Here is a 22076-nt window from a genome sequence, read left to right on the forward strand (position 1 = left end):
CCCACTCAACCAAGCACCCAGAGCCATCAGACCCTAACCACCTCGCTAAGCACTGTTCTGTGCAGTCGAGCCCGCTAGTATACACACAAATCAAGCTTCTTTGGAAGCACCTGCGAAAAACAGAACCATGACCTGCTCATCCAGCGCCTCTGACCTGTTGTGAACAGGCATGAGGCTGTCGCAGAGCCTGTGCCCCTCCTCAACAAACAAGCCCTGGAGGCACTCTATATATAGAGGGAGAGAAAACAGCACTTGTTGGAGGCGAGTGCCTGCCCCCCCCCATTGCAGCACCAATCGCCAAGCCACCGACAAGACGCACAAGCCAAACCGGCAAACTCAAATCAGCGCGGGTACGTATCACACTGCAACCGGCACGGAATCGCACGCGCGCCTAAAATGGCCCGGTGACTACTTCCATCCTCAACGCAGACCTGCACTGCCACTCCGTTGTTTCAGACGGCACCCTGACCCCTGAGGCCTTGGCGGCCCGAGCCAAAGCCAACGGCGTTGAACTCTGGGCCCTGACCGATCATGACGAAGTGGGTGGGCAATTGCGCGCGGCCGCGGCCGCACGCGAGGTCGGGCTGCGCTACCTGACCGGGGTCGAGATTTCAGTGACCTTTGCTGGGGAGACGGTCCACATCGTGGGCCTGGGTTTCGATGCAACGGACACTCGCATGACCGAGGGCTTGCACCAGACCCGCGGTGGCCGCGGGCAACGTGCCAAGGAAATGTCCGCTCAGTTGGCCAAGGTGGGCATTGCAAATGCCTATGACGGCGCCCTGCGATTCGTAGGCAACCCCGAGTTGATCTCACGCACCCATTTCGCTCGGTTTCTGGTCGAAACAGGGGTTTGCAAAGATACCGGCGAAGTGTTCAGGCGCTTCCTCACCGAGGGCAAGCCCGGTTACGTGCCCCATCGCTGGGCCAATCTGCAACAAGCGATTCAGTGGATCACTGAGGGCGGCGGGGTGGCCGTGATTGCCCACCCAGGTCGCTACCGCTTCACCGCCAACGAACAGTACGCGCTGTTCTCTGAATTCAAGGCCCATGGGGGTCAGGGCGTGGAGGTCGTGACAGGCAGCCATTCCAGCGCTGAATACCTCACCTATGCCGACATGGCGATTGAGTTCGGCTTGGCCGCTTCACGCGGCAGTGATTTCCACAGTCCTGACGAATCCCACACCGATCTGGGCGCCCTCCCTTTCCTACCTGGCAAACTGACCCCCGTCTGGGAGCTGCTCGCCGACCGGATCCAGTGAGAGTGCCATCGTGAGTGTGGTTTCGGGATACACGCCCCGCGGGATGTTGGCGGGCATCGGTCTGGCCATTGCCGCTACGGCCTGCTTTGCCACCCTGGACACCACCACCAAATTCATCAGTGCCTCCGTGCCTTTGATGATGGCTTTGTGGGTTCGCTATGCCTCGCAAGCCATCGCCACCACCTTGGTGGCCCTGCCTGCCCGCGGTTGGGCCCTGCTGCACACCACCAAGCCCAAGTTCCAACTGGTGCGGGGACTGCTGCTGATGGGCAGCAGCATGTTTGCCTTCTTCAGCTTGAAGCACATGCCCGTGGGCGAGTTCACCGCCGTCGTCATGATTGCACCGCTGGTGATCACGGTGCTGGCTGCCGTCTTATTGCGCGAAAAGGTATCGATGCTGCGCTGGCTGCTCGTGCTGACGGGCTTCGCGGGCACCTTGCTGATCATCCGCCCCAGCGGCTCCAGCATCGGCGGCTGGGCCATGCTGCTGCCCCTGGGCCTGGTCAGCACCAATGCAGCATTCCAGATCGTCACCAGCCGACTGGCTCGGACCGAAGACCCCCTGACCATGCACTTCTATACCGGCTGGGTCGGCACCCTGTTGTCGTCCTTGATGCTGCCCTTTGTCTGGGCGGCCAACCTGCCCTGGCAAAGCTGGGCAGGCATGTTGCTGATGGGTCTCATGGGCTGTGTCGGCCACTTCATGCTGATCCTGGGCTACAGCCGAACGCCCGCGGCCATCCTCACCCCTTACCTCTATGCCCAGATCGGCTTTGCCATGCTGGGAAGCTGGTTGATTTTTTCCCACTTGCCCGACAGCTGGTCGCTCACGGGCATTGCACTCATTGCCCTGTCCGGCGCCGCCGGCGCCTGGCTCACGCTGCGCGAGGGCCGCATTCCCTCGCGCAAGAACGATCCGGTCTGAGCTCACAACAAAACACCATGGCCCAATTCTTCGAAGTCCACCCCGACAACCCCCAACCCCGCCTGCTCAAGCAAGCCGTGGCGCTGCTTCAGGCTGGCCAGGTGATTGCAGTGCCCACCGACTCCAGCTACGCCCTGGTGTGTCAATTGGATGATCGCAACGCCACTGAACAGATGCGTCGCATCCGCCAGGTGGACGACAAACACCACCTGACCCTGCTGTGCCGCGATCTGAGCGAACTGGCCAACTACGCCAAGGTGGACAACAAACAGTACCGCCTGCTCAAAGCCGCCACGCCAGGCGCCTACACCTTCATTCTGGAGGCCACCAAAGAGGTGCCGCGCCGCGTCAGCCATCCTCAGCGCAAGACCATCGGCCTGCGGGTGCCCGACCACAAGGTCCTGCAGGCCCTGCTCGAACTGCATGGCGCGCCACTGCTGGCCACCACGCTGATCCCGGCCAGCGAGTCAGAACCCCTGAACGATGCGGCCGAAATCCGCAGCCGTTACGAGAAAACCCTGGCGGCCGTGGTCGATGCCGGCGCCTGCCCGCACGAACCCACCACCGTGGTCGACCTCACCCCGATCGACCAGGGCGACGAACCTGTCGTGATCCGCGAAGGCCGCGGATCATTGGCCGCCCTGGGTTTGTGACAAATCCGCCCGGCGCCGCAGGGCGGCGCGTCTGAGACAATGGCGCCGTGAACTCCTTTTCCGACCTCATCCAGACCGTTCTGATCTACGCACTGCCGGTGCTGTTCGCCATCACGCTGCACGAGGCCGCACATGGCTATGCAGCCCGGTACTTCGGTGACAACACCGCCGCCATGATGGGGCGCATTTCGCTCAACCCCACCCGGCACATCGACCCCATGGGCACCATCGTGATGCCTTTGTTGCTGTACTTTGCCACCTCGGGTGCCTTCTTGTTTGGCTACGCCAAGCCGGTGCCCGTCAACTTCAGCCACCTGCGCAACCCCAAGCGCGACATGATCTGGGTCGCGCTGGCCGGCCCGGCCGCCAACTTTGCCCAGGCCATGGTCTGGGCCCTGGTGCTGGTGCTGCTGGCTGGCACCGGCATCCATGAACGCTTTTTCCTCGAAATGGCGCGCGCGGGTGTACTGGTCAACCTGGTGATGTGGGCCTTCAACCTGTTTCCATTGCCCCCGCTCGATGGCGGTCGCATTCTGGTCGGCCTGCTGCCCTGGAAACAGGCCCAGTGGCTGGCCCGGGTCGAACCCTGGGGCTTCTTCATCGTGATGGGCCTGGTGGTGGCCGGCGTGGTGGGCTCGTTGTGGCTGCGCCCGCTGATGGCCATCGGCTACGGGGTCATCGAGACCCTGGTGGTCGGGCCTGCATCGGCCCTGTTCCGCTGACACTAGCCTCACTTCTGTTTTTTTGTTGACTGCAACCGAACTGTTTCTGCCATGAGCATCAAGCGCGTCCTGACCGGCATCACCACCACTGGCACCCCTCACCTCGGCAACTACGTGGGGGCCATTCGACCGGCCATTGAAGCCAGCCGCCAACCGGGTGTCGAGAGTTTTTATTTTCTGGCCGACTACCACGCGCTCATCAAATGTGACGATCCAGCCCGCATCCAGCGCTCCACGCTTGAAATCGCAGCCAGTTGGGTGGCGGCGGGTCTGGATCCAGAGCGCGTCACCTTCTACCGGCAATCCGACATTCCCGAGATCCCCGAACTGACCTGGTTGCTGACCTGCGTCACCGGCAAGGGCCTGCTCAATCGCGCCCACGCCTACAAGGCGGCGGTCGACCGCAACGAAGCGGCCGGCGTCGACCCAGACGCCGACGTCAACGCCGGCTTGTTCATGTACCCCGTGCTCATGGGCGCCGACATCCTCATGTTCAAGGCACACCAGGTGCCCGTGGGCCGAGACCAGATCCAGCACATCGAGATGGCCCGCGACATGGCCCAGCGCTTCAACCACCTGTATGGCGAGCACCTGGTCCTGCCCGAGGCCTTGATCGAAGAATCGGTCGCCACCTTGCCCGGCCTGGATGGCCGCAAGATGAGCAAGAGCTACGACAACACCATCCCCTTGTTCACGCCGCCCGAGCAGATGCGCAAGCTCATCGCCGGCATCCTGACCGACTCGCGCGCTCCCGGTGAGGCCAAAGAGGTCGAGGGCTCGGCCCTGTTCCAGATCTACCAGGCCTTTGCCAGCGCCGAAGAAACCCAGGCCTTGCGCCAAGCCTATGCCGACGGCATTGCCTGGGGCGATGCCAAGCAACTGCTGTGGGAACGCGTGACCCGTGAAGTGGCCCCCATGCGTGCCACCTACGAAGACCTGATCGCCCACCCCGAGCGCCTGGAGGACATTCTGCAGGCCGGCGCCGCCAAGGCTCGCAAACTGTCCACGGCCTTGATCTCCGACCTGCGCCAGGCCGTGGGCCTGCGCCGTCTGGGCAGCGCCGCCAGCCCGGCCCGTGCCAGCCAGGCCGAGAAGGTGAGCCTGCCCAGCTTCAAGCAATACCGCGAAAACGACGGCCGCTTCTACTTCAAGCTGCAAGACGGCCAGGGCAAGCTGCTGCTGCAAAGCACCGGCTTTGAAGCCCCCAAGGCGGCAGGCCAGGCCATTGCCCAGCTCAAGCAAAACCCCAACGCCACACTGACCGCCTTGCAAGGCAAGTGGGCCGCCGCTGACGGTGTGAGCACCGATCAGATCATTGCCGCCCTGCAAATGTTGGCCGACGCCGCCTGAACATCAGCGGCATTCACTGCCGCCAACAAGCCCCCATGAAAAAAGCGGCCCACCCTGCAAAGGGCGGCCGCCTTTCAATGGCTGAGCTCGAAAGCGATCTGCTCAGGCCGCACTCAGGCGGGGCTGCTGGGCATGGCCCAGAGCCGGCCCAGCCGGCGCATCGTCGGCATCCAGCTTGAACTCACCCACCACAGCCTGCAACTGGGCCGCCTGACTCGACAGCGACGCTGCCGCCTGGGCCGCCTGCTGCACCAGCGCCGCATTCTGCTGCGTCACCGAATCCATGTGGGCCACCGCCTGGTTCACATGCTCGATGCCGGTGCTCTGTTCATTGAGTGCGCCCGAGATCTCGGCCAGCAAACCTGTCACCTGGCCCACGGCCGAGACAATCTCGGCCATCGTGTTGCCCGCCTGCCCCACCAGGTCGGCACCGCTTTGCACCTGCTCCACCGAGTCACCGATCAGCGACTTGATCTCACGTGCGGCCACCGCACTGCGCTGCGCCAGCGATCGCACCTCGCTGGCCACCACCGCAAAGCCGCGCCCCTGCTCGCCAGCACGGGCGGCTTCCACCGCCGCGTTCAGGGCCAGGATGTTGGTCTGAAAGGCAATGCCCTCGATCACCTGGATGATGTCCACGATCTTTTTCGAGCTGCCACTGATGGCGTCCATGGTCTTCACCACCTGGTCCACCACCTGCCCGCCCCTCTGCGCAATGCCCGACGCATTCACGGCCAGGCCGCTGGCCGACCGGGCCCGCTCGGCGTTCTGACGTACCGTCGAGGTCAGCTCTTCCATGCTGGCAGCGGTCTCCTCCAACGAGGCCGCCTGGTCTTCTGTGCGGCGTGACAGATCAGAGTTGCCGGAATCGATGTCCTGCGACGCCAGGGCAATTGAATCCGTCGACTGCTTGATTCGGCCCACCAGATCGGTCAGCGTGTCCTCCATGGTCCCCAAAGACCCCAGCAGGCGCCCAAAATCGCCCCCCAGCTCGGTGGAGAACTCCTGGCTCAGGTCACCCGATGCCACCGTCTCGGCAATCAACAAGGCGTCGTTCAAGGGTTTCACAATGCTGCGGCGCAAAGACCATACCGCCAAGACAGCCACCACAGCCGCCAGCAAACCGATCGCCAGCATCCAGTAACGGGTGGCCACGATGTCGCTGTCGACCTGCTCCACGCTCTGATCCAGGCGCTGGCGCTGCACGTCGGCCATCTGCACCCCCAGCTCACGCAGCCCGTCCAGGGCCGGCAACACCTCACCCAGCAGCTTGCGCACACCGCCGTCGTGGTCACCCTGCGCCAGTTGGGCCGCCACCGCGCGCACGGCCGTCTGGGCGCGCGTGGCACTTTCGCCCAGGCGCCGCGCCAGATCCTTCTCGGCACTTGGCAGGTCCATGGCACCCAGCTCACGGGATGCATCGGTTGCCGCCTTCAACTGCGCTTCCAGCTGCTGTGCCGACTGGCCCAGCCTGGACTTGTCAGCGTCCACCTGGGCCATCACGAGCGCGCTGCGCGCCGCGGCCTCGGTGCCCTGCACGATGCCGTTCAGGGCATCACGCTCCACGCGACTGAGCTTGCCCACAGCCTGGTAGCTGCGGTCCACATCACCCAGGCGGCTCACGCCCACCAACACAATGGCCGCTGCCAGCGCCACCACATACCCGAAGGCCAAAGCCAAACGGGTGCTGATCTTCAAGTTGTCCAGAAAAGCCAAAATGGTCTCCAAGGCTGCTGAGGGTCTCCGTCATGCACAAGCCACCCAGGCCCTCAAAGGAGGGCGCCTTGCCATGCCGGATGTTCATCATACGAGCGGAAAAGACCGTGGGTGTCCCAAAAAGTGCCACTCACACCCTACACCCAGGGTCAACCCTAGGTCTGCAAGCCAGCTGAGGCACTCAAACCCGACGAAGTGACAGCGGCGAGACCAGCCAGTGCGCCCACAGCCTGGCACTCAGGCCATCGGCGCCGACGGCGCGCCAGGCCAGCAACTCGCCCAGCGCCCATTGGTCCGCCTGCGACAAACCTTGCAGCACGGTGTGCAACACCTGGGGGCTCCAGGTCATCAGAGTGCACCCCTGGCTGGCCAGGCAATAACGCGCATCGGCCGCCAACCCCAGCACCGCCCCCGACACCAGCCAGGCGCCCGGATGCAGGGTGCGCGAGCGCTCGGCAGGCGCCTGCTGCAACAAGCCGGCCCGGGCCTGGGCATCCGCCACCGAATGCGCCAGGGCCTGCCAAGCCAGCCAGGGGTCTTCGGTCAGGGCGCCCAGCCGGGCACACAGGCGCTGCGCCACTGGCCCGAGCACCAGGCTACCCTGCTGAACCAGTTGTTGCATCACGGCTGTTTCAAGACGGCACGTCCCCTCCTCGGCTCCAGGCTGTTCGGCCAGTGCCTGCAACAGCGCCCCCAGTTCGGTCTGTGCAGCTTCAGTGGCCCCCTCGTCATGCCAGGGTCGCACCTCGCGCAGACGCCCTTGCAGCAGCAGCTTGAAGTCAGGCCCACCGCAGCGCTCCTCACGACCGAAATGCTGCAACTGACCGGCCTGCAGCAGGGCCTCGCAACCCCGGTCACTGAGCGACTGCAAACCACCGATGCACGCGGCATCCAGGCCGGCACCCGGCCTCTGACGCCCCACGGGGCGCACCACGCCAGGTACCGGAGGCATCCCCCGGGCCGGGGCCCCGCCAGTAGCCGGCAGGCGCCCCGTCACCGCATCGGATGGACTCCGATCGGCAGGCATCGCCTCGCCCCGGGGTGGCCACAATGCCCAGGGGGGCGGTGTCTCGAAAGCCAGCCCCTCACGCGACATGGCATACCAGAAACGCTCCAGAAAGGCCGACGACAGCATGCCCCGGTCCAGAAAACGCGTGGTGTAGAACCGCGCCCCGTAGCGCAAGGTCCCGCTGCCGGGATCGTTCGACATCAGGACCACACTGGGTGCGGGGGTGCTGCAGATGCCGGGCAACTCACTGCCCAGCACCTGCATCACGATGCGCATCACCTGGCCGGGTGGCCACTCGCTGCTCACCTGCAGCGGCACCAGATGGCGATAGGGCTGCTCGCGCGGCACCACCTCCAGAGCCCGGCTGGTGAAGTCACTGTTGGGCATCACCACCAGTGAGCCCCGATCGGTGCGCAGCGTGACCGAACGCCAGCCCAGCGACACAACCTGGCCCTCCAGTTCATCGCGGCGCACATAGTCCCCCACGTTCAGGCGCCGCTCCACTTCGATCGACACGCCGGCGAACAGGTGCCCCAGCAGGGGCTGCAATGCCAGACCCACAATCGCCGACAACAGCGCCGAGGTGGCCAGCAGGCGGCCCAGGTCCTGCCCCAGGCCCCAACCCAGAAACACCAGCGCCAGCACGCCAAAAAGCAGCATCGACAGCACCGACTGCAGCAGGTCCGACCCCGAACCCAGTCGAAAGCGATGACTGCCCCGCAGCAAATGAACCAGCAGCCGGCGCAGCACCAGACCCAGCGCCAACGCACTGAAGCCCATGGCCAGCGGCTTCAGCCAGGCGCCCTCGGCCAGCCAACCCGACAACTCGGGGTCGCTGCCCAAGGTCACCTGCATCAGCCACAACAAGGCCGCCAAGGCCAACGTGATCAGGGGCCACATGGGCTCAGCTCCGAGGGTTCGCGGCTGGCGCACAAGATGCGTCGGGCGCCACGGCCTGCGTGGATGCGGCCCCCGCCCCAGGGGACGAGACGGTGGCAGACCCTGGCACCGGCGACAAGGTGGGGCGCCGTTCAATCAGGCGAAGCGCATGGTCCATGCTGGCCTTCAGGCGCTGGATCGCGCGCTGCAGCTCTTCGAACTGGCCATGGCCGGTCGGCAGGGGCAGGTCGTCCTGAGCCTTGTCCAGGGGTTTGTCCAGGCTGGTGGCCAAGGCCACCCGGGTCAGGGCCTCCAGCGGGCTGGTCACATGGCGGCGCAGCAGCAGCAACATCACCGCGGCGGCCAACACAAACACACTGGTGATCGAACCGATCGTCACCACCACACTGTTGAACGCCTTGGCCTCGGCCGGGGCGGTGCTCACCCGCACCAGTTGCAGCCCCACCACATCCCCCATGCGCCAGCCAAAGCCATTGGCCGCACCATAGCGCGCCACCATGGCCCGCGGCGCGGCTTCCGGCGTGCTATGGCAATACAGACAGGCCGGCGAGCCCATGCGAATCGGACGAGCCACGTAGTACTGCCGATCCTGGCCCGTGCCCAGTTCACCGCTCAGTTCAGTGCGCTGGGGATCGGCCTCGAAGGCCCGCAGCAATCCCACCTCCCAATCGGTGGCGCGGTCGTTCAGGTTGGTGGGATTGAGCGAGCTTTCCCGGTACTGGTACTCGGGCAGCTTTTTGGCCAACCGGCGCATGGCGCCCTGCGCCGCGAAAGACGGCACCTGTGCGGCATGAAAACTGCCCTTGTCGTCCATGGCCTGCAAGGCCACAGCCACCTCTTCCGAGGTATAGGCGCGCACGGCCATGGCGGTCTCCAGCACCATGTCGGCCTTTTGTTTGACCTCTTCACGGGCCTGACGGGCCTCCAGCCGGTACGAGATGTAGCCGGCCGTGCAGATACCGAACACAAAACACGAGGCAATGATCCCGGCGAAGCGGGTTTCCAGACGCATGACACCCCCTGAGCACCCCCGCCGCCTGCGGAGCCGAGGCCGCTACAGCCCATCGGGGCAGTCGGGAACGACGGGGGTTCTTGATTCTTAGAATCCGCCGATCATCCTCGCCTAGCCACCGCCTGCAAGTCCTGTCGCCAGCAACGGCGCGCTCAAGCAACACCGCGGGAGGCGCCCGGAGACATTCATCAAGATGTCACATTCACTGGAGCGTTTTCAAGCCTCATCCGCCGCCGCCTCCAGGCCATCCAGGGCACGCATGTTGTCCAGCAGCTTGAGCAGGTAATGCAGGGTGTGGGTCAGGTCGCCCACCGAAAAGTCATGCAAGGCCTGCTCGTAGTAGGCATGGATCTTCGGCAACGCCTTCACGGCCCACACCTGCTGCCCCACCTCGGTCATCGTCACCAGCCGCGAGCGGCGGTCCCTCCCGTCGGGGGCGGTCTGGATGTGGCCATCGCGCTCCATGCGACTGATCAGGCCTGACAGGTTCTGTCGGCTCACCATCAGGTAGCGCGCCAAGTCCCCCACGCTCATGCCGCCCAGCGCCTCAGGGCGGGACAAGGCCCCCAGCACAGCCCATTGCTGCGTGGTCAAGCCTTCATCCTCCACCGCCCTCGACCCGGTTTTATGCAACATGTTTGCACATTGATAGAGACGAAAGAACAACCTATTGGCCAATTCCATGCGCGCTATATCGGTGTTTTTACTAGGGTTTTCCATAGTGATTCCAGACAAAAACCGGATTGCGATCCAAGGCAGACCGAATCCATAATACGTCCATATGTTTACATATTTAAAAGCAAACATTGATTGAAAGCATAGGGCCAAAGCCCTCACCCAGGAGAAACACATGCAAGGATTGACAGACAAGACCGTGATCGTCACCGGCGGCGCCGGCGGCATTGGCAGTGCCACCTGCCGGCGCTTTGCCCTCGCCGGGGCCAAGGTCGCGGTGTTTGACCTGAACCTCGAAGCGGCGCAGAAGGTGGCAGTCGGCATCCAGGCCGATGGTGGCGTGGCCCTGGCCGTGCGCTGCGACATCACCTCGCGCACCGAGGTCGACGCTGCCGTGGCCACCACCGAGGCCGAGCTCGGCCCCATCGACGTGCTGGTCAACAACGCCGGCTGGGACATCTTCAAGCCCTTCACCAAGACCGTGCCGGCCGAATGGGAGCGCCTGATCGCCATCAACCTCACCGGCGCCCTGCACATGCACCACGCTGTGCTGCCAGGCATGGTGGCCCGCGGCAGCGGGCGCATCGTCAACGTCGCATCCGACGCGGCGCGCGGCGGCTCCTCGGGCGAAGCGGTGTATGCCGCCTGCAAGGGCGGCCTGGTGGCCCTGTCCAAGACCCTGGCGCGCGAACACGCCCGGCATCAGATCACGGTCAACGTGGTCTGCCCCGGCCCCACCGACACCGCCCTGCTGGCCGGCGTAGCCGAAGGGGCCGCCAACCCCGAGAAATTGATCGACGCCTTCAAGAAGGCCATCCCGCTGGGTCGCCTGGGCCAGCCCGACGACCTGGCCGGTGCCATCGCCTTCTTCGGCAGCGATGACTCCGCCTTCATCACCGGCCAGGTGATCAGTGTCTCCGGCGGCCTGACCATGCACGGCTGACCGCCCCTCCCTCCCCTCTTGTTCTGGAGCAACCCATGCAATTCGAAGACATCCTGTACGAGGTCCGCAACGGCGTGGCCTGGATCACCATCAACCGCCCCGAGAAGATGAACGCCTTCCGCGGCACCACCTGCGACGAACTCATCAAGGCCCTGAACAAGGCCGGCTACGACCGCGAGGTGGGCTGCATCGTGCTGGCCGGCGCTGGCGACCGGGCCTTCTGCACCGGCGGCGACCAATCGGCCCACGATGGCAACTACGACGGTCGCGGCACCATCGGGCTGCCCATGGAAGAGCTGCACACCGCCATCCGCGATGTGCCCAAACCCGTGATCGCCCGCGTGCAAGGCTTTGCCATCGGCGGCGGCAACGTGCTGTGCACCCTGTGCGACCTGACCATCTGCTCCGACAAGGCCGTCTTCGGCCAGGTGGGGCCCAAGATGGGCTCGGTCGACCCCGGCTATGGCACCGCCTTCCTGGCCCGCGTAGTGGGTGAAAAAAAGGCCCGCGAAATCTGGTACCTCAACAAGCGCTACACCGGCCCCGAGGCCGTCGCCATGGGCCTGGCCAATGTCTGCGTGCCGCCCGAGCAACTCGACGCCACGGTACAGGAATGGGGCGAGACCATCTGCGAGCGCAGCCCCACCGCCATCGCCATTGCCAAGCGCAGCTTCAACATGGACACCGCCCACCAGGCCGGCATTGCCGGCATGGGCATGTACGCCCTCAAGCTGTACTACGACACCGAGGAGTCGCGCGAGGGCGTGAAAGCCCTGCAGGAAAAGCGCAAGCCCGAATTCCGCAAGTACGCCAAGTAAGCCCGGAGCACCGCGATGAACAACCCCTACATCGACGAAGACCTGCAGGCGCTGGCCGAACACGCGCGCCGCTTTGCCAACGGACGCGTGGCGCCCGGCTTCCTGGAGCGCGACCAGACCCGCGTGCTCGACCGCCGCCTGATGGCCGAGATGGGCGAGATGGGCTTCATCGCGCCCGAACTGCCTGAGCGCTTTGGCGGCCAGGGCCTGGGCTGCCTGGCGGCCGGCGTGATCCACGAAGAGATCGCCCGGGCCGACCTCAGCCTGTCCTACATCAACCTGCTGGCCTCGCTGAACGGCCAGATCCTGGCCGAGCACGGCCGCCCCGAGGTGGTGCAACCCTGGCTGGAGAAGCTCACCCAGGGCCAGGCCCTGTTCGCCATCGCGCTGACCGAGCCCCGCGGCGGCTCCGACGCCGCCAACCTGCGCCTGCGCATCGAGCGGGTGGGTGACGAGTACGTCATCAACGGCGAAAAGACCTCCATCTCGGCTGCCGACCAGGCCGACGCCTGTGTGGTGTTTGGCCGCACCGGCGCGGTGGACAGCGGCGCCCACGGCGTCACCGCACTGCTCGTGCCCACCGATGTGCCCGGCCTCACGCGCAACCGCTTCGACTGCCACGGCCAACGCGCCATCGGACGCGGCTCGCTGTTCTTCGAGAACGTGCGCGTACCCGTCAGCCACCGCCTGGGCGACGAGAACAAGGGCTTTGTGCAGGTCATGCAGGGCTTTGACTTCTCACGTGCCCTGATCGGCCTGCAGGTGCTGGCCGTGGCCCGCGTCGCCCTGGAAGAAACCTGGGACTACGTGGCCCAGCGCGAGGCCTTTGGCAAACCACTGTCGGCGTTTCAGGGCGTGTCGCACCCGCTGGCCGACTTCGACACCCAGGTCACCGCCGCCCGCCTGCTGTGTCTGCAGACCCTGTGGCTCAAGGACCGCCAGCAGCCGCACACCGCCGAGGCCGCCATGTGCAAATGGTGGGCACCGAAGCTGGCCTACGAGGCCATCCACCAGTGCCTGTTGATGCACGGCCACGGCGGCTACGACCGCGGACCGATGGAGCAACGCCTGCGCGATGTGCTGGGCTTCCAGATCGGCGACGGCACGGCCCAGATCATGAAAACCATCGTGGCCCGTACCCGCGCCGGCCGCCAGGCCGTGCCGGCCTGATCACCTGAGAGCCCCCCGAGGGGCCGCACCGGTCGAAGAACGCCGGGCGCCCCGATCCACCGTGAAGCCAACGAGGAGACAAGACATGGAATTCGACGCCCTGCTGCTACCCGCCCGCCGCGCCACCCTGGTGGCCCAAGGCCTGTGGCACGACCGCACCATCAATGACGCACTGACCGCCTGCGTGGCCGAGTGCCCGGACAAGCTGGCCTTGACCGCCGTCCAGGTGGCCGGCGGAGCACCCCATCCGCAGACCACCCGCTTCAGCTACCGCGAGCTGTCACACATGGCCGACCGCATCGCCGTGGGCCTGGCCCGCCTCGGCGTGGGCCGCAACGACGTGGTGGCCTGTCAGTTGCCCAACTGGTGGCAATTCACCCTCACCTACCTGGCCTGCTCGCGCCTCGGTGCAGTGATGAACCCGCTGATGCACATCTTCCGTGAGCGCGAACTCAGCTTCATGCTCCAGCATGGCGAGGCCAAGGTCATGATCGCCCCCAAGACCTTCCGCGGCTTCGACTTCGAAGCCATGCACAGTGCACTGCAACCCAGCCTGCCTCACCTCAGGCACCTGGTGATCGTGGACGGCACCGGCCCCAACAGCTTCGAGGCCCTGCTCAGCGGCCCCGCGTGGGAGAACAGCCCCGAGGCGGCGGCCGTGCTGAGCCGTTCGCGCCCCGGCCCCGACGACATCACCCAGCTGATCTACACCTCGGGCACCACCGGTGAACCCAAAGGCGTGATGCACAGCGCCAACACCACCTTCGCCAACATCATTCCCTACGCCCAACGCCTGCAACTGGGCGCCGATGACGTGGTGCTGATGGCCTCGCCCATGGCCCACCAGACCGGCTTCATGTACGGCCTGATGATGCCCATCGAGCTGCGCGCCAGCGCCGTGCTGCAAGACATCTGGGAGCCCCGCACCGCCGTCGAGGTGATCAACCGCGAAGGCTGCACCTTCACCATGGCCTCGTCGCCCTTCCTCAACGACCTCTCCAAGGCCGTGATCGAGACCGCGACCCCGGTGCCCACCTTGCGCAGTTTTCTGTGCGCCGGTGCGCCCATCCCGGGGCCTCTGGTCGAACAGGCCCGCCAGTCGCTCGGCGCCAAGATCGTTTCGGCCTGGGGCATGACCGAGAACGGCGCCGTCACCCTGACCCGGCTGGACGACGACGACGAGCGCTCGGTGAACACGGATGGTCTGCCGCTGCCCGGCGTCGAGATCCGGGTGATCGACATCGACGGCCAGCCCCTGCCCACCGGCCAGACCGGCAAGCTGATGCTGCGCGCCTGCTCCAACTTCGGGGGCTACCTCAAGCGCCCGCACCTGAACGCCACCGATGCCGAGGGCTGGTTCGACACCGGCGACCTGGCCCGCATCGACGAGCGCGGTTATGTGCGCATCACCGGCCGCAGCAAGGACGTGATCATCCGCGGCGGCGAGAACATCCCGGTGGTCGAGATCGAAGCGCTGCTCTACAAACACCCCGCCATCGCCATGGCCAGCATCGTGGCCTACCCCGACGAGCGTCTCGGCGAACGGGCCTGCGCCGTGGTGGTGCCTCGGCCCGGCCAACACATCGACCTGCCCGCCATTGTCGAGTTCCTCAAGAGCCAGCAGGTGGCCCTGCAGTACATCCCTGAAAAGCTGGTGCTGCGCCAGGAGATCCCGTCCACGCCATCCGGAAAGATCCAGAAGTTCCGCCTGCGCGAGCTGCTGCGCGAAGGCCAGCTCTGACCTCGGCCCCCGGTCCTGCATCCACCACGGAGACAACCATGATTTCAAACACCTTCAGCGGCCTGCGCCGCAACACCCTGGCCTTGATCGGCACCATGCTCTGCGCAGCGGGTCTGGCCCAGGCCCAGACACCGGCCTGGCCGAGCAAACCCCTGCGCGTCGTGGTGGGCTTTGCCCCCGGCGGCACCACCGACGTCATGGCCCGGCTGATCTCGCAACAACTGGCCGAATCCCTGGGCCAGCCCGTGCTGGTCGACAACAAGCCCGGTGCCAGCAGCAACATCGCCGCCGCCGAGGTGGCCCGTGCCGCACCGGATGGCCACACCCTGCTGATCGCCCCCACCTCGGTCGAGACCGCCAACCCCTGGCTGTTCAAGTCCAACCTGCTGCCAGCGCGTGACCTCACGCCCGTGGTGGCCGTGGGCCGCACCCAGATGTACCTGGTGGCCAAGCCACAAAGCACGGCGCACGACGTGAAAGAGCTGGTGGCCCAGGCCAAGGCCGCACCGGGCAAGATGTCGTATGCCTCGTCGGGCGCGGGCACCGCCCCCCACCTGGCCTGCGAGCTGTTCAAGGTGGCCACCGGCACCTACGTCACCCACATCCCCTACCGGGGCGCCGCCCCCGCGCTGCAGGACGTGCTGTCGGGCCAGGCCGATTTCGTCTGCGACCCAGGCATCGCCTTTCCCCACATCCGCAGCAACAAAGTCAAGCTGCTGGGCATCGTCAGCGCCCGCCGATCGCCCTTCTTCCCCGACGTGCCCACCGTGGCCGAACAAGGCTTCCCGGGCGCAGACCTTGACATCTGGTTTGGCCTGTGGGCCCCCAACGGCACGCCGCCCGAGGTGCTGGCGCGCCTGGGGCGCGAGGTGGCCACCATCCTGAACCAGCCCAATGTCAAGGCCCGCTATGCCGACCTGGGCGGCGAGACCACCTACCTCGACAACGCCGAGTTCCGAAAACTGCTGATCGACGAGAACAAGCGCCTGGCCGCCCTCATCAAGCAGCAGAAGATCAACGTCGACTGAACAGGAGCCCCGGTGCAAGAAGATGCCCCCATCCTCAGTGAGACCCAGGGCCGGGTGGCCCTGATCCGGCTGAACCGGCCGCGCCAGATGAACGCCCTCAACGACGCCTTGATGGACGCCCTGGGCGCCGCCCTGCTCGGCTTTGACGCACGTGAGGACATCGGCGTGATCCTCATCACCGGCAACGACAAAGCCTTTGCCGCTGGCGCCGACATCGCCCAGATGCAGGGTGCGGGCCTGATGGACATGCTCAACAGCCAGTTCATCACCCGCAACTGGGAAACCATCCGCCAGGTGCGCAAACCCGTGATCGCTGCCGTGGCCGGCCTGGCCCTGGGCGGCGGCTGTGAACTGGCCCTGGCCTGCGACCTGGTGCTGGCCGCCCAGGGCGCTCGCTTCGGCCTGCCCGAGATCAAACTCGCCCTGTTGCCCGGCGCCGGCGGCACGCAGCGCCTGCCGCGCGCCATCGGCAAGGCCAAGACCATGGACCTGTGCCTGAGCGCCCGCACCCTGTCGGCCGACGAGGCCGACCGCTACGGCCTGGTCTCGCGCGTTCTGCCCGACGATCAACTGCTGCCCGAAGCCCTGGCCCTGGCGCAGCAGATGGCCGCGTACTCGGCCCCCGCGCTGATGGCCATCAAAGAGTCGGTCAACCGGGCCTTCGAGGGCCCGCTGTCCGAGGGCATCCTGTTCGAGCGCCGGGCCCTGTACGCCCGCTTTGCCAGCGCCGACGCCCAGGAGGGCATGAACGCCTTTCTGGCGCGACGCGCCCCGGTCTTTCAGCACCGCTGAGTGCGGGGCACAATCGCCGCCATCATCGCAATCACGCCCCTCACAGCAGGAGAACCCATGCAGGCAGCCTTCATCACTGGCCACGGTGGCAACGAAGTGGTCCAGGTCGGCGAGCGCCCCATGCCGACTCGCGGCCCCGGCCAGGTCTTGGTGCGCCTGCGCGCCGCCACCCTCAACCAGGTCGACCTGTACATGCGCAACAGCGGCGCCGGCATCCGCCACCAGCTGCCCCAGATCATGGGCCTGGACGGCTGCGGCGTGGTCGAGGAAGTGGGGCCCGAGGAAGCCCGGCTGCAGCCCGGCCAGCGCGTGCTGGTCTACCCCGGCATCACTTGCGGTCGCTGCGAGTTCTGCCTGGCCGGCCAGCCCGTGCTGTGCGCCGGCATGAGCCTGCTGGGCGAACACCGCGACGGCACCTTTGCCCAGTACCTCAGCGTGCCGGCGGCCAACCTGTTCCCGGTGCCCGACGGGCTGGGCGACGCCGAGGCCGCGGCCCTGGGCGTGAACCACCTCACCGCCTGGCGCATGGTCAACACGCAGGCCCGCCTGCAGGCCCATGAAACGGTGCTGATCTTCGGCATCGGCGGCGGCGTATCGCTGGCCGCGCTGCAGCTGGCCCGCCTCACGGGTGCGCGCACCGTGGTCACCTCGCGCGACGACCTCAAGCTGCAGCGCGCCCTGGCCCTGGGCGCGCACCATGCCATCAACAGCCAGCGCGACGACGTGGCCCGGCAGGTCATGGCCCTGACCGGCGGGCGCGGGGTGGACGTGGTGATCGAAAACGTGGGCGCCGCGGTGTGGGACAGCGCGCTGCGCTCCCTGGTGCGCGGCGGCCGCATCGTCACCTGCGGCGCCACCACCGGCGACCAGCCCCCGGCCGATCTGCGCCGGGTGTTCATCCGCCAGTTGCAGGTGCTCGGCTCCACCCTGGGCAACCCCGGCGAACTGGCCCAGGTGCTGGCCCTGTGCCAGCGCGGCCTGCTGCGCCCGGTGATCGACAGCGTCTACCCGCTGGGCGAGGTGCACGCCGCGCTGGCACGGCTCGAATCCGGCGCCCAGTTCGGCAAGCTTGCGCTGCACATCGATTAGCACCAAGGTCTTCAGGGCTTGGGGCGTTTTGCCCTGAAATGCTTGATCACCTCGTTCGACAGGTCGCAGGCATCGGGTCGCTGGGCAGGGGCGAGCGGCATGGGCCTCAGCATCTCCTGGGCCAGAGCCTCGCCAAACAACGGCGGCAACACCTCATGCGCCGGCCGGGCCTGGACAAAAACCTCATCAGTCCATTCAGGGTTGGGTCGCTTTTTCATGGGGCTTCTCCTGCCCCGCCGGGCGCCATGGCCGCGAGCGTGCGGGTGCGGAACTCGCGCGGGGTCTGCCCCGTGTGCTTGCGGAAGAAGCGGGTGAAGTAGGCCTCGTCCACAAAGCCCAGGTGGTCGGCCACCTGCTTGATGCTGCTGCGCGTGTACACCAGCTCGCGCTGGGCCTCGTGCACGATGCGGGCATTGATCACCTCCAGGCTGGAGTGCCCCATCACCTCCCGGCACAGCCGGGTCAGTTGCCCGGGCGTGATGCCCAGGTGCTCGGCATAGGCCTGCAAGGGCCAGCGCTGGCGGAAGTGCGCATCCACCAGGCTGCGAAAGCGTTCAATCTGCTGCGCCTTGCGCGAATGGGCGGGCGCGCCGGTGCTTTGCTGCACCTGCTGCACGCGAGCGATCTGCACCAGCACCGCCGTCAGCAACGACAGCCCCGCCGCCACCTGCCCCAGCGCACAGGCTCGGGCCTCGCGCTCCACCGCCAGAAAAAGCGGCACCAGGTTGTCCAGTGCCCGGTCCTGCCCCTGCAAGGACAGCACCGCGGGCCGGCGCAGGGTTTGCAGCAACTCAGGCATCACCACGGCGGCCAGCGATTCCAGCGGGCGCTGTGCCGCCGTCACCACCGGGCCGTCGACATCGGGCGTGAAGTGAAAGCCATGCACGGTCTGTGCAGGCACCAGCAGCAGACAAGGGGCCTGCACTGCCGTGCGGCTGTGGTCGATGAAGACCTCGCCGCCGCCGCTTTGCAGCAGCAGGATCTGCAAAAACGCGCCATGCGTGTGCGGCTTGATGTCGAAGTTGTAGGGCACCGAACGCTGCGGGATCCATTCGAAGTCAAAGCCGGCCTCCCAGCCTGGGGGGTCCTGGTCGCCGTACAGCGCGTAATTGGGAATGGCTTTGGACATGGCAGCTCGTGAAGGTCTGGATTTGCACGAATTGTCCAATTCTTGGCCTGAATCGTCAAAGCCGGCAACGCCCCCAAATCCAACAATCCGCCGAGTCAAACCAAGGAGACAAGATGAAGCAAGAAGCCGAGGCCGGCCGCGACTGGCTGGGCCTGCAGGAGCGGGTGTGCGTGGTCACCGGGGCGGGCAGCGGCATTGGCGCCGCCATCGCCGAAAGCCTGGTGGCCGCAGGCGCCCGGGTAGCCCTGCTGGACCGCCAGGGTGAGGCCGCGCTGGGCGTAGCCGCCCGCATCGACCCCACAGGCCAACGCACCCTGGTGCTGCCCTGCGATGTGAGCGATGTAGCCAGCGTGGCCCAGGCCGCCGCCGCCGTGCGCCAGCGCTTCGGCGCCTGCCACAGCCTGGTCAACAACGCCGGCCTGCTGCGAGCCGGTCCGCTGCAAAGCGTGAGTCTGGACGACTGGAACACGGTGTTGGCCGTCAACCTGACCGGCTACCTGCTGTGCGCGCGTGAATTCGCCCCGGCCATGTGCGAGCAAGGCACGGGCAGCATCGTCAACGTGGCCTCGATTGCGGGGCAGTTCCCACAGACCGGCAGTGGCGCCTACAGCGCCAGCAAGGGCGGCGTGCTGCTGCTGTCGCGCCAGATGGCGGTGGAATGGGGCCCGCGCGGCGTGCGCAGCAATGCGGTGTGCCCCGGCATGATCCGCACCGCGCTGTCGGCCAAGTTCTACGAAGAACCAGGCTTCGAGGCCAAGCGTGCCGCCGTCACGGCCAGCCGCCGCATTGGCGAGCCGCAGGACATCGCCGACGTGGTGCTCTTCCTGGTCAGCCCGCGCAGCGCTTATGTCAACGGCGCCGAGCTCAACGTCGACGGCGGCATGAGCTCGATGCTCATGGACATGGTGCCCCGCCCCGGCTTCAACCAGACCGCCTGAACCGCCCCGGAGACCCCCATGACCCCTCAATACGAATGCGACCTGATCGTCGTCGGCTCCGGCGCTGCCGGCCTGGCCACCGCCATCACCGCCCAATCCCGCGGCCTGAAGGTCGTGGTGCTGGAGAAGGAACCCGTCTTCGGCGGCACCACCGCCTTGTCGGGTGGCGTGCTGTGGATTCCCCTGGGCCCGCACGGCCGCCAGCAAAACGCAGGCGACCACCGCGACGCGGTGCGCCAGTACCTGATGAACGAGACGGGCCAGTTCTATGACGAAGCCACCGTTGAGTCTTTTCTGGACAACGGCCCTCGCATGGTCGAGTTCTTCCAGCGCGAAACAGACATGCAATTCGTGCCCACGCTCTACCCCGACTACCACCCCGACGTGCGCGGCGGCGTGGACATCGGCCGCTCCATCCTGGCTGCGCCTTTCGACATCCGCACGCTGGGGCCCGACATGGCCCGGCTCAAGCCACCGCTCAAGACCATCACCTTCATCGGCATGATGTTCAACTCCTCGAACGCCGACCTGAAGCACTTCTTCCGCGCCACCAAGTCGCTGACCTCCTTCGTCTACGTGGCCAAGCGCCTGGTCACCCACCTCAAGGAGCTGGCCCTCTACCGTCGCGGCATCCAGGTCACCAGCGGCAATGCGCTGGCGGCCCGGCTGGCGCATTCGGCCCTGCAGCGCGGCATCCCCATCCGCACCGGCACCCCGGTGCGCGAACTGCTGATCGAGGACGGGCGCGTGCAAGGCGTGGTGGCCGAGGGTGCGCAAGGGCGGCAGACGCTGCGCGCCCGCCACGGCGTGGTGCTGGCCTGCGGCGGCTTTCCACACGATGCCCGGCGCATCGCCCAGGCCTACCCCCATGTGCAGCGCGGCGGCGAGCACCTGTCGCCCACGCCCACCAGCAACACCGGTGACGGTGTGCGCCTGGCCGAAGGCGCGGGCGGCGTGGCCGACATCCGCTTTGGCGACAGCGCGGCCTGGATGCCCGTGTCCCGCGTGCCCTTCGGCCATGGCGAGTTCGGCGTGTTCCCACACCTGTTGGACCGCTACAAGCCCGGCGTGATCGGCGTGCTGCGCAATGGCCGGCGCTTCACCAACGAATCCAACTCGTACCACGATGTGGGTGCCGCCCTGATCCGCGCCTGTGAGGGCCAGACCGAAACCGCCATGTGGCTGGTCTGCGACAAAAGGACACTGGCCAAGTATGGCCTGGGCTATGTCAAACCGGCGCCGATGCCGATCGGCCGCTTCATTCGCAATGGCTACCTGTTCGAGGGCCGCACCCTGGCCGACCTGGCCCGCGTCACCGGCATCGATGCCGAGGGCCTGGAGACCACGGTGCGGGCCTACAACGTGGACGCCGTGCGCGGCGACGACCCGGCCTTCGGCCGTGGCCGAACCAGTTTCAACCGCTACCTGGCCGACCCCGAGCACCACCCCAACCCCTGCGTGGCGCCGGTGCAGACCGGCCCCTTCTATGCGGTCAAGGTACTGATGGGCGACCTGGGCACTTTCGACGGCCTGCAGACCCGCGTCACCGGCGAGGTGCTGCGGCGCGACGGCAGCGTGATCGAAGGCTTGTATGCCGTGGGCAACGACCGCGCCAGCATGATGGGCGGCAACTACCCCGGCGCCGGCATCACCCACGGGCCCAACATGACCTTCGGCTTTGTCACCGCCCACCACATTGCCGACCAGGCCGGAGCGCGCGTATGAGCCCCCAGTCCACACAGCCCAAGCCCCTGGTGGACCATCGCGTCTACACCATTGCCCTGCGCAAGATGCCCGAGTTCCTGGAGGTCTTCCACCGCCTGGCCATGCCGGTGCTGCTGCAGACCCTGGGCCACCCGCTGGGCTTCTACACCAGCCTGGTCGGGCCCCAGAACCAGTTCGTGCACCTGTGGGGCTACGACAGCTTGGCCGACTACGAGCAGCGCTGCGCCGCGCGTGACAGCCACCCCGACTTCGCGGCCTACCTGGCGGCCTCGGGCCACCTGATCACGGCCCAGGAGACACGGCTGATCCGGGCCACTGCCTGGCCCATCGCTTCTGCATCACCTGCCGCCCCCGCAGCGCCCACCCCGCACGCTGTGCGCGCAACCTAGGGAAATCCCGAGCCATCGATGCACGATTTGTCCTGCTTTTTGCGCCAATCGTGAAGGGGGCCACCGGCCCCGAAAAACACAATCTGCCCC

General features: G+C 66.4%; 21 protein-coding genes and 1 pseudogene. 15 read left to right on the forward strand and 7 right to left on the reverse strand.

What is annotated here, in order from left to right; all coding sequences use genetic code 11:
• Positions 1–404: 404 nt before the first annotated feature.
• Genes AC07VS_RS18760 through AC07VS_RS18780 form a run of 5 tightly spaced genes read left to right on the forward strand, consistent with a single transcriptional unit; the run spans position 405 to position 4912 of the window.
• The gene (locus tag AC07VS_RS18760) at positions 405–1262 is read left to right on the forward strand and encodes a 3',5'-nucleoside bisphosphate phosphatase (protein WP_494751697.1); all 858 of its coding nucleotides are present in this window, start codon (positions 405–407) and stop codon (positions 1260–1262) included.
• A gap of 43 nt (positions 1263–1305) precedes the next feature.
• Positions 1306–2187 (forward strand): DMT family transporter, encoded by an 882-nt coding sequence (locus AC07VS_RS18765; RefSeq protein ID WP_492348440.1) that lies wholly within the window; start codon positions 1306–1308, stop codon positions 2185–2187.
• A gap of 17 nt (positions 2188–2204) precedes the next feature.
• The gene (locus tag AC07VS_RS18770; protein WP_492348429.1) at positions 2205–2840 is read left to right on the forward strand and encodes an L-threonylcarbamoyladenylate synthase; all 636 of its coding nucleotides are present in this window, start codon (positions 2205–2207) and stop codon (positions 2838–2840) included.
• A gap of 47 nt (positions 2841–2887) precedes the next feature.
• The gene (locus tag AC07VS_RS18775; RefSeq protein WP_494751698.1) at positions 2888–3562 is read left to right on the forward strand and encodes a site-2 protease family protein; all 675 of its coding nucleotides are present in this window, start codon (positions 2888–2890) and stop codon (positions 3560–3562) included.
• 51 nt (positions 3563–3613) lie between these two features.
• Positions 3614–4912, forward strand: coding sequence for a tryptophan--tRNA ligase (locus tag AC07VS_RS18780; protein ID WP_492348427.1), 1299 nt, complete (start codon positions 3614–3616; stop codon positions 4910–4912).
• 102 nt (positions 4913–5014) lie between these two features.
• Here AC07VS_RS18780 and AC07VS_RS18785 read toward each other — a convergent pair whose 3' ends face one another.
• The 5 genes and pseudogenes from AC07VS_RS18785 to AC07VS_RS18805 all read right to left on the reverse strand — a co-directional run bounded on the left by AC07VS_RS18785 (position 5015) and on the right by AC07VS_RS18805 (position 10269).
• Entirely contained in the window at positions 5015–6127 is a 1113-nt protein-coding gene (locus AC07VS_RS18785; RefSeq protein WP_492348439.1) for a methyl-accepting chemotaxis protein, read from the reverse strand.
• 81 nt (positions 6128–6208) lie between these two features.
• Positions 6209–6640: pseudogene (locus AC07VS_RS18790) on the reverse strand (methyl-accepting chemotaxis protein); the annotation flags it as partial.
• A 169-nt stretch (positions 6641–6809) separates the two neighbouring features.
• A complete protein-coding gene (locus AC07VS_RS18795; RefSeq protein WP_494751699.1) occupies positions 6810–8537 on the reverse strand; it encodes a mechanosensitive ion channel family protein in 1728 nt (575 codons plus the stop codon).
• Between the two features lie 4 nt (positions 8538–8541).
• On the reverse strand, positions 8542–9549 hold the full coding sequence (locus AC07VS_RS18800) for a Tll0287-like domain-containing protein (protein ID WP_494751700.1): 1008 nt from the start codon (positions 9547–9549) through the stop codon (positions 8542–8544).
• Between the two features lie 216 nt (positions 9550–9765).
• Complete coding sequence (locus tag AC07VS_RS18805; protein ID WP_494656882.1) at positions 9766–10269, reverse strand: MarR family winged helix-turn-helix transcriptional regulator; 504 nt, start codon at positions 10267–10269, stop codon at positions 9766–9768.
• Between the two features lie 130 nt (positions 10270–10399).
• Here AC07VS_RS18805 and badH point away from each other — a divergent pair, with 130 nt between their 5' ends.
• From badH to AC07VS_RS18840, 7 genes are all read left to right on the forward strand, one after another.
• Positions 10400–11167, forward strand: coding sequence for a 2-hydroxycyclohexanecarboxyl-CoA dehydrogenase (gene badH / locus AC07VS_RS18810; protein ID WP_494751701.1), 768 nt, complete (start codon positions 10400–10402; stop codon positions 11165–11167).
• 35 nt (positions 11168–11202) lie between these two features.
• On the forward strand, positions 11203–11985 hold the full coding sequence (gene badI / locus AC07VS_RS18815) for a 2-ketocyclohexanecarboxyl-CoA hydrolase (RefSeq protein ID WP_494751702.1): 783 nt from the start codon (positions 11203–11205) through the stop codon (positions 11983–11985).
• Between the two features lie 15 nt (positions 11986–12000).
• Complete coding sequence (gene aliB / locus AC07VS_RS18820; RefSeq protein ID WP_494656881.1) at positions 12001–13155, forward strand: cyclohexanecarboxyl-CoA dehydrogenase; 1155 nt, start codon at positions 12001–12003, stop codon at positions 13153–13155.
• Between the two features lie 85 nt (positions 13156–13240).
• On the forward strand, positions 13241–14896 hold the full coding sequence (gene aliA, locus AC07VS_RS18825; protein WP_494751703.1) for a cyclohexanecarboxylate-CoA ligase: 1656 nt from the start codon (positions 13241–13243) through the stop codon (positions 14894–14896).
• 38 nt (positions 14897–14934) lie between these two features.
• Positions 14935–15924: a Bug family tripartite tricarboxylate transporter substrate binding protein gene (locus AC07VS_RS18830; RefSeq protein ID WP_492348419.1), complete on the forward strand. Its 990-nt coding sequence runs from the start codon at positions 14935–14937 to the stop codon at positions 15922–15924.
• A gap of 12 nt (positions 15925–15936) precedes the next feature.
• Positions 15937–16716, forward strand: coding sequence for an enoyl-CoA hydratase-related protein (locus AC07VS_RS18835; protein ID WP_494656879.1), 780 nt, complete (start codon positions 15937–15939; stop codon positions 16714–16716).
• Positions 16717–16773: 57 nt separating this feature from the next.
• Positions 16774–17805, forward strand: coding sequence for a zinc-binding dehydrogenase (locus AC07VS_RS18840; RefSeq protein ID WP_492348417.1), 1032 nt, complete (start codon positions 16774–16776; stop codon positions 17803–17805).
• Between the two features lie 11 nt (positions 17806–17816).
• Here AC07VS_RS18840 and AC07VS_RS18845 read toward each other — a convergent pair whose 3' ends face one another.
• On the reverse strand, positions 17817–18023 hold the full coding sequence (locus AC07VS_RS18845; RefSeq protein WP_492348416.1) for a hypothetical protein: 207 nt from the start codon (positions 18021–18023) through the stop codon (positions 17817–17819).
• Positions 18020–18934: a helix-turn-helix domain-containing protein gene (locus tag AC07VS_RS18850; protein WP_492348415.1), complete on the reverse strand. Its 915-nt coding sequence runs from the start codon at positions 18932–18934 to the stop codon at positions 18020–18022. The genes AC07VS_RS18845 and AC07VS_RS18850 overlap by 4 nt, the downstream gene beginning before the upstream one ends.
• A 113-nt stretch (positions 18935–19047) precedes the next feature.
• Here AC07VS_RS18850 and AC07VS_RS18855 point away from each other — a divergent pair, with 113 nt between their 5' ends.
• Genes AC07VS_RS18855 through AC07VS_RS18865 form a run of 3 tightly spaced genes read left to right on the forward strand, consistent with a single transcriptional unit; the run spans position 19048 to position 21986 of the window.
• On the forward strand, positions 19048–19872 hold the full coding sequence (locus AC07VS_RS18855) for an SDR family NAD(P)-dependent oxidoreductase (RefSeq protein WP_492348414.1): 825 nt from the start codon (positions 19048–19050) through the stop codon (positions 19870–19872).
• Between the two features lie 18 nt (positions 19873–19890).
• On the forward strand, positions 19891–21597 hold the full coding sequence (locus AC07VS_RS18860) for an FAD-dependent oxidoreductase (RefSeq protein ID WP_494656876.1): 1707 nt from the start codon (positions 19891–19893) through the stop codon (positions 21595–21597).
• Complete coding sequence (locus tag AC07VS_RS18865; protein ID WP_492348412.1) at positions 21594–21986, forward strand: NIPSNAP family protein; 393 nt, start codon at positions 21594–21596, stop codon at positions 21984–21986. The genes AC07VS_RS18860 and AC07VS_RS18865 overlap by 4 nt, the downstream gene beginning before the upstream one ends.
• The last annotated feature ends 90 nt before the right edge of the window (positions 21987–22076 follow it).

The sequence above is a fragment of the Curvibacter sp. GW821-FHT01G03 genome, assembly GCF_059422285.1.

Coding starts and splice junctions, on each gene's coding strand:
- AC07VS_RS18765 (WP_492348440.1), top strand. CDS start 1,306: ATGTTGGCGGGCATCGGTCTGGCCATTGCCGCTACGGCCTGCTTTGCC.
- AC07VS_RS18770 (WP_492348429.1), top strand. CDS start 2,205: ATGGCCCAATTCTTCGAAGTCCACCCCGACAACCCCCAACCCCGCCTG.
- AC07VS_RS18780 (WP_492348427.1), top strand. CDS start 3,614: ATGAGCATCAAGCGCGTCCTGACCGGCATCACCACCACTGGCACCCCT.
- AC07VS_RS18785 (WP_492348439.1), bottom strand. CDS start 6,127: ATGGCCGACGTGCAGCGCCAGCGCCTGGATCAGAGCGTGGAGCAGGTC.
- AC07VS_RS18795 (WP_494751699.1), bottom strand. CDS start 8,537: ATGTGGCCCCTGATCACGTTGGCCTTGGCGGCCTTGTTGTGGCTGATG.
- AC07VS_RS18800 (WP_494751700.1), bottom strand. CDS start 9,549: ATGCGTCTGGAAACCCGCTTCGCCGGGATCATTGCCTCGTGTTTTGTG.
- AC07VS_RS18805 (WP_494656882.1), bottom strand. CDS start 10,269: ATGGAAAACCCTAGTAAAAACACCGATATAGCGCGCATGGAATTGGCC.
- badH (WP_494751701.1), top strand. CDS start 10,400: ATGCAAGGATTGACAGACAAGACCGTGATCGTCACCGGCGGCGCCGGC.
- badI (WP_494751702.1), top strand. CDS start 11,203: ATGCAATTCGAAGACATCCTGTACGAGGTCCGCAACGGCGTGGCCTGG.
- aliB (WP_494656881.1), top strand. CDS start 12,001: ATGAACAACCCCTACATCGACGAAGACCTGCAGGCGCTGGCCGAACAC.
- aliA (WP_494751703.1), top strand. CDS start 13,241: ATGGAATTCGACGCCCTGCTGCTACCCGCCCGCCGCGCCACCCTGGTG.
- AC07VS_RS18830 (WP_492348419.1), top strand. CDS start 14,935: ATGATTTCAAACACCTTCAGCGGCCTGCGCCGCAACACCCTGGCCTTG.
- AC07VS_RS18840 (WP_492348417.1), top strand. CDS start 16,774: ATGCAGGCAGCCTTCATCACTGGCCACGGTGGCAACGAAGTGGTCCAG.
- AC07VS_RS18845 (WP_492348416.1), bottom strand. CDS start 18,023: ATGAAAAAGCGACCCAACCCTGAATGGACTGATGAGGTTTTTGTCCAG.
- AC07VS_RS18850 (WP_492348415.1), bottom strand. CDS start 18,934: ATGTCCAAAGCCATTCCCAATTACGCGCTGTACGGCGACCAGGACCCC.
- AC07VS_RS18855 (WP_492348414.1), top strand. CDS start 19,048: ATGAAGCAAGAAGCCGAGGCCGGCCGCGACTGGCTGGGCCTGCAGGAG.
- AC07VS_RS18860 (WP_494656876.1), top strand. CDS start 19,891: ATGACCCCTCAATACGAATGCGACCTGATCGTCGTCGGCTCCGGCGCT.
- AC07VS_RS18865 (WP_492348412.1), top strand. CDS start 21,594: ATGAGCCCCCAGTCCACACAGCCCAAGCCCCTGGTGGACCATCGCGTC.